Raw genomic sequence first — 4489 nt, forward strand, 5'->3', positions numbered from 1 at the left:
GTGCTCTGGCGGTGCCGGGTGGCGGTGCTGCCGGGACACCGACGGCCGCGACCACCCACGCACCGAGCGGCCCTCAAGGCCGTCTCGGTGACCGCCCCAACGGGGCGGTGTCCCCCGGCAAGCGGAGCGCCGCCGTGGGGCGAGGGCCGGTAAGCGAAGCGCACCGGCATACCTCGCTGCCGAGATTTTGGCGCGGGGCGGAGGGTCAGGCGACCGCCCCGGCTTCTCGGCCTGGACGCTCCCGCGTCCGGTCACCGGCTCCGGCCGACCACCGCCCGGAGCCCCCGGGGCTCCGGTGCCGGCGCTTGCGTCGGCTGCCCCCGCAGGACCAGGCGTCAGTCGGTCGGCACGGCGGGACGCGGGACGGTCGGGAGGTTCCAGTTGACCCACTTCCCCTTCTCGATCGAGCCGAGCATCACGGTGGCCTTGTCGTGCTCCTGGAGCTTGTCGGCGATCCAGTCCTGGGCGGCCGCGACGATGGCGGGTTCGGCGAAGGTGAACGGCTGAGCGGTCATGCCGTCCATCCGGTTCCAGACGGCAAGCAGCTCGTCGAAGCCAGCGGACGGGGCCGCCCAGAAGAAGACGTGCTGACCGCTCTGGTCGGCGATGCGGGCGAAGCTGACGTCAGGGAGATTGCGGGTCACGGTTGTTCTCCTCACGGGTAAGGCGGCTGGCTACTGGGCGGCGGCGAGAGTTTCGCGGCGGCGGCGGTGCAGGAGGCTGAGGAAGGTCTCGGTGCCGTCGACAACGCGCGCCGCGTCGAGCGCGGCCTGTGCGTCCTTGCGGGCGTCCCAGGCTCCGGGTGCCTGCCGGACGATCCGGGAGGCGCGACGCTCGCGGTCCTGGCGGTCGAACTCGTCGCGCCAGACAGCCATGCGGGCGGCGAGCGTCTCGCGCTCCATGCTCTGGAGGACCTCGTCGGCGGTCGGCACGGTCCCGGCCTCGAAGACGTCGGGCTCCTGGACGTCGAGTCCCCAGGTGAGTCCCCACGTCTCGATCAGGGCGCGTACGGCGGCGGCGCCGCCTTTCTCGGCGGCGTGCAGCAGGGCGAGCGGTCGGCCGGGGTGCCGGGCGATGTACCGGTACCAGGTCGAGGCGGGGATGCGGGCGAGCGGTGTCCCGGCCGATGCCTCGTCGGAGGCGACCTTGCCGTCGGCGCGGTCGTCCAGCTCGAAGCCGATCTCCTTGAGCAGGGCGCGCAGTCCGTTGGACCAGTACAGGGCTCGGATGCCGACGGCGGCCGCCACGAACTCCTGCCAGAGCTGGACGTCGATCGGGTCGGCGTCCGGGGCGGTGGCGGCGCGGGCGATCTCGAAGGGGGTCCGGTGTCCACCCTGGCCCTGCTTGATGTCCTGCCGGGTCAGCTCGTGGGCGACGCCCCACTTCGCCTTCCCGTCCTGGCCCTTCATCAGGTAGCGGGCGAGCTTGCCGGACTCGCCCCGGTCCGGGGCGTCGATCCGCACGGCGACGGGCTTGCCGTCCTTCTCGCTGATCTCGACCGGCATCCGGGCCCCGACCTTGACCAGGGCGGCGGACCAGACCTCGAACGCGAGGTGCTGGAGCTCCTGGACCTGACCGGCCGCCAGGGGCCGGGCCAGGAACAGCAGCACGTGGTAGTGCACGTGCCAGCCGTTCGAGCCGTGGGTGACCTCCCAGGCCCGGACGAAGCCGCGGATCTCGTACGCGGCTTTCGCGTCGCGCCAGGCCCGGCCCGCGTTCTGGCCGAAGCCGCGCTTCCACGCCTCGCGCTGCTTGCCGAGCAGGTCTTCGAGCCGGTCCCGGAGGTAGTGCCGCATGGTGAGCGTCATCATCACCAGGCCGCAGGACTGGCACTCCCAGAATTCCCCGACCTGCTCCAGCTCGTCCTGCCGTACGCGGCGGATCGAGGTCGAGCAGCAGGGGCAGACGTGGACCGAGCCGCAGGTGACGACCCCGGCGAACCCCGCCCGGCCGTTGCGGATCACGGGGGTGACGCCGCCCGCGAGGACGGACAGCCCGCAGTCGGCGAGCCGCTGGAGGCCGGACAGCGGGCGCAGGGCCTCCCGGAGGATGAAGGCCGCGTCACGGGCAGCCGTGTCCGTGCCGGTCTCCGGCTTCGCGCCGGGGACGCCTCCGCTGAACGGGGCCGCGTCCCTTTTTGCCGTGCGGCTGCCCGGGTTGTCCGTTTCGCCGTTCTGATGCAGGCCGCTGACCTGCATGTCCGTAGTTTTCGCGGTAGTACCAAGGCCGCGTCCGGATTTGGTCCGGGCCGGTGCCGCCGTGGCGGTCGTGGTGGGCCGGGCCGCCAGGGCTTCGCCCTTGGCGTTGGCGCGGTTCGCGCGCTTCCTGCATGCGTCAGAGCAGTACACACGCGGCCGTTTCCCGGGCGTGTGGGTGATCGGGGCCCCGCAGTGACACTGAGGCCCGGCGGGGCTCTCAGCGGGGCGCACAGCGCCTCCGGCGGGAGCGACGGCAGCGGGGTCATCACGCGGCGCGTCGGAAGTCTGGGGTGTCGCGGACGCCGAAGCGTCCCTTACGCTGGTAGGCACAGCGTTGGGTCCGTTCTGGTTGGTCTTAGCAGCTCGGTCGGTCGGACTCACGTGGCGCGGTTCAGGGAATAGGCCCCCTGGGTCGCGCCATTTTTTTGCTCCTGATGATCCTGGCACTAGTTGAGCCATTCGTTGCCCCCGCCCCGCCCGAGGGCCCTGTGGCTGGTGTGAATTGACGGTGCGGAAGAAGCCCCGCCCGGGTCTGGGCGGGGCTCCTGTGCGTCAGGTCCTCCTCGTCGTGAGCCTCGTCGGCCTATGGACGGAGTGGGCCTGTGATCCGTTACAGGCGCGCGCGTTCGCGTAGAGCGGTCTCATCAGTTCCACGAGCGTTCCTCTTCGCAGATCAGGGACTTGGGCGGGGGTCTCACCCGGTAGTACGCCGCCGGGCGATTTCCGTTACACCCCGGCCGGTGGCCGGCCACGCGCGCGCCCGCGTTGAGCGGTCCAAAAAGTGCAGCAACTACGTCTCGACCGACCAGGTCCACGGCTCGCTGTCGGCGGCGGCGCGGGCGGCGGCGTCGGCCAGGGCGCGGGCGAGTTCGGCGACAGCAGTCTTGATGCGGCGGTTGCGGGCGATGACGAGGAGCTGCTCGGAGAGCTGGGCTGCCTCGGCCGGGGGGAAGCTCCGGGCCTCCCGGTCGGCGAGGTCCTCCAGGAGCTGGACGAGCGGCGCGATGGTCGGACGGTCGTCCCAGGGCACCGAGTTCTGGGCGTACGGGCCCAGAGCGCGTACGGCGGCGAGCGGGTGGCGGTCCTCGCCGAAGAAGTCGGCACCGTGGCTGACGAGGAGCGAGGGCGCGGCCTCGACGATGGCGTGCTTGCGGGTCATGCCTGGCCCTCCGTGTCGGTGCGGTCGGCGAAGGCGGCGGCGACGTTCATCAGGAGGACCTCGGCGTTCATCAGGTGGCCGACGAGCCGTCCGGCGTCGGTGAGGTCGGTCGGTCGGATGTTCTCGACGTAGACGCGGACTTCCTCGATGGCGGCGGCCTGCGCGGCGGCCTGGATGGGGTCGACGGTGGCGGCGACGTCGGCGGCCGACGGGCCGGGGCCGGCGGGGGTGCGGTCCATGTCAGCTCTCCTCGTATCGGGCGACGTGGCAGGTCGGGCAGAGGGTCATCTGGTCGTGCTCGGTCCGCTCCGGGTAGAGGGCGGCGGTGAACGGGTCGTCCATCTCCTCGACGTCCGGGCCGGACGTTCCGCAGGTCTGGCAGGTGGCCACGGCGGTCAACTCCAGTTCCAGAGCTGGCGGGCGGCGGCGGCCCGGGTCGCGGCGGCGGCGAGGTCGCGGGCGAGCTGGCCGGACTGGCGGTCCATGAGGCCGGAGTCGGCGGCGCGGAGCAGAAGGCCAGCGGCGGCGCGGGCGCCGTCGGGGCTGATCTGGAAGGGGTCGCCGCTCGGGCGGTGGAGGACCGGCCGGAGGAGGGCCCAGTCGCGGGCGGTGAGCGCGTGGGCGGCGGCCTGGGCCAGGGAGCCAACGGCGTTGTAGCTGCGGTGGGTCGGCTCGCCGGTCACGGTGCCGTGGGAGATCGTCCAGCCCATCAGCGGGTCACCGCCGTACGGGCGGCCTCGCGGACGAGCGCCAGGACGTCGGCCTCGGTCCGGTCGGGGCAGTCGTTCCACGCGGCGTACGTCGCGGTGCAGCCGCGTGCGCGCAGGACGGACTGGAGGCGCTGTCCGGCGGCGGCGACCGTGGACTCGTCGCCCATGCCGAGCCGGTAGAGGACGGCCTGTGCTCCGAGGATGCAGCGGCGGCCGCCGGTCGTGCGGTGGGTGCCCTGGGCCCAGCCGTAGCGCTGGATGACCAGGGCGGTCAGCTCCAGGTGCTCGGCCACCGTGATGGGCCGGGCGACGCCGTGGCGGTGACGGATCATCGGGACGCTGAGCACCCAGTCGGGCAGCAGTCGCAGGACGCGGCCGGGCAGGACGGCGGCCGGTGCGTGCAGCTGCTCGGCACCAAGCGC

Annotated in this window: 7 protein-coding genes; all 7 read right to left on the minus strand. The window is 72.7% G+C overall.

Annotation, left to right across the window (positions count from 1 at the left end; genetic code table 11):
* Positions 1-335: 335 nt before the first annotated feature.
* Positions 336-644: a hypothetical protein gene (locus ACFQ6N_RS39995; protein WP_376295863.1), complete on the minus strand. Its 309-nt coding sequence runs from the start codon at positions 642-644 to the stop codon at positions 336-338.
* Positions 645-674: 30 nt separating this feature from the next.
* On the minus strand, positions 675-2198 hold the full coding sequence (locus ACFQ6N_RS40000) for a protein rep (RefSeq protein ID WP_376648124.1): 1524 nt from the start codon (positions 2196-2198) through the stop codon (positions 675-677).
* A gap of 790 nt (positions 2199-2988) precedes the next feature.
* Entirely contained in the window at positions 2989-3357 is a 369-nt protein-coding gene (locus ACFQ6N_RS40005) for a hypothetical protein (protein ID WP_376648125.1), read from the minus strand.
* The gene (locus ACFQ6N_RS40010; RefSeq protein ID WP_376648126.1) at positions 3354-3596 is read right to left on the minus strand and encodes a hypothetical protein; all 243 of its coding nucleotides are present in this window, start codon (positions 3594-3596) and stop codon (positions 3354-3356) included. The genes ACFQ6N_RS40005 and ACFQ6N_RS40010 overlap by 4 nt, the downstream gene beginning before the upstream one ends.
* A gap of 1 nt (position 3597) precedes the next feature.
* Positions 3598-3756, minus strand: coding sequence for a hypothetical protein (locus tag ACFQ6N_RS40015; RefSeq protein WP_376247447.1), 159 nt, complete (start codon positions 3754-3756; stop codon positions 3598-3600).
* Positions 3753-4067, minus strand: coding sequence for a hypothetical protein (locus ACFQ6N_RS40020; protein ID WP_376247450.1), 315 nt, complete (start codon positions 4065-4067; stop codon positions 3753-3755). Before ACFQ6N_RS40020 ends, ACFQ6N_RS40015 begins: the two co-directional genes overlap by 4 nt.
* On the minus strand, positions 4067-4489 hold a 423-nt coding region (locus ACFQ6N_RS40025), incomplete at its 5' end, for a hypothetical protein (RefSeq protein WP_380659087.1). The genes ACFQ6N_RS40025 and ACFQ6N_RS40020, both read right to left, overlap by 1 nt.

The organism is Kitasatospora sp. NPDC056446 (assembly GCF_042796115.1).
Taxonomy (GTDB): Bacteria; Actinomycetota; Actinomycetes; order Streptomycetales; family Streptomycetaceae; genus Kitasatospora.

Excerpts from the sequence above, each read along its gene's own strand:
- ACFQ6N_RS40000 (WP_376648124.1), bottom strand. The coding sequence starts at position 2,198 with ATGCAGGTCAGCGGCCTGCATCAGAACGGCGAAACGGACAACCCGGGC.
- ACFQ6N_RS40005 (WP_376648125.1), bottom strand. The coding sequence starts at position 3,357 with ATGACCCGCAAGCACGCCATCGTCGAGGCCGCGCCCTCGCTCCTCGTC.
- ACFQ6N_RS40010 (WP_376648126.1), bottom strand. The coding sequence starts at position 3,596 with ATGGACCGCACCCCCGCCGGCCCCGGCCCGTCGGCCGCCGACGTCGCC.
- ACFQ6N_RS40020 (WP_376247450.1), bottom strand. The coding sequence starts at position 4,067 with ATGGGCTGGACGATCTCCCACGGCACCGTGACCGGCGAGCCGACCCAC.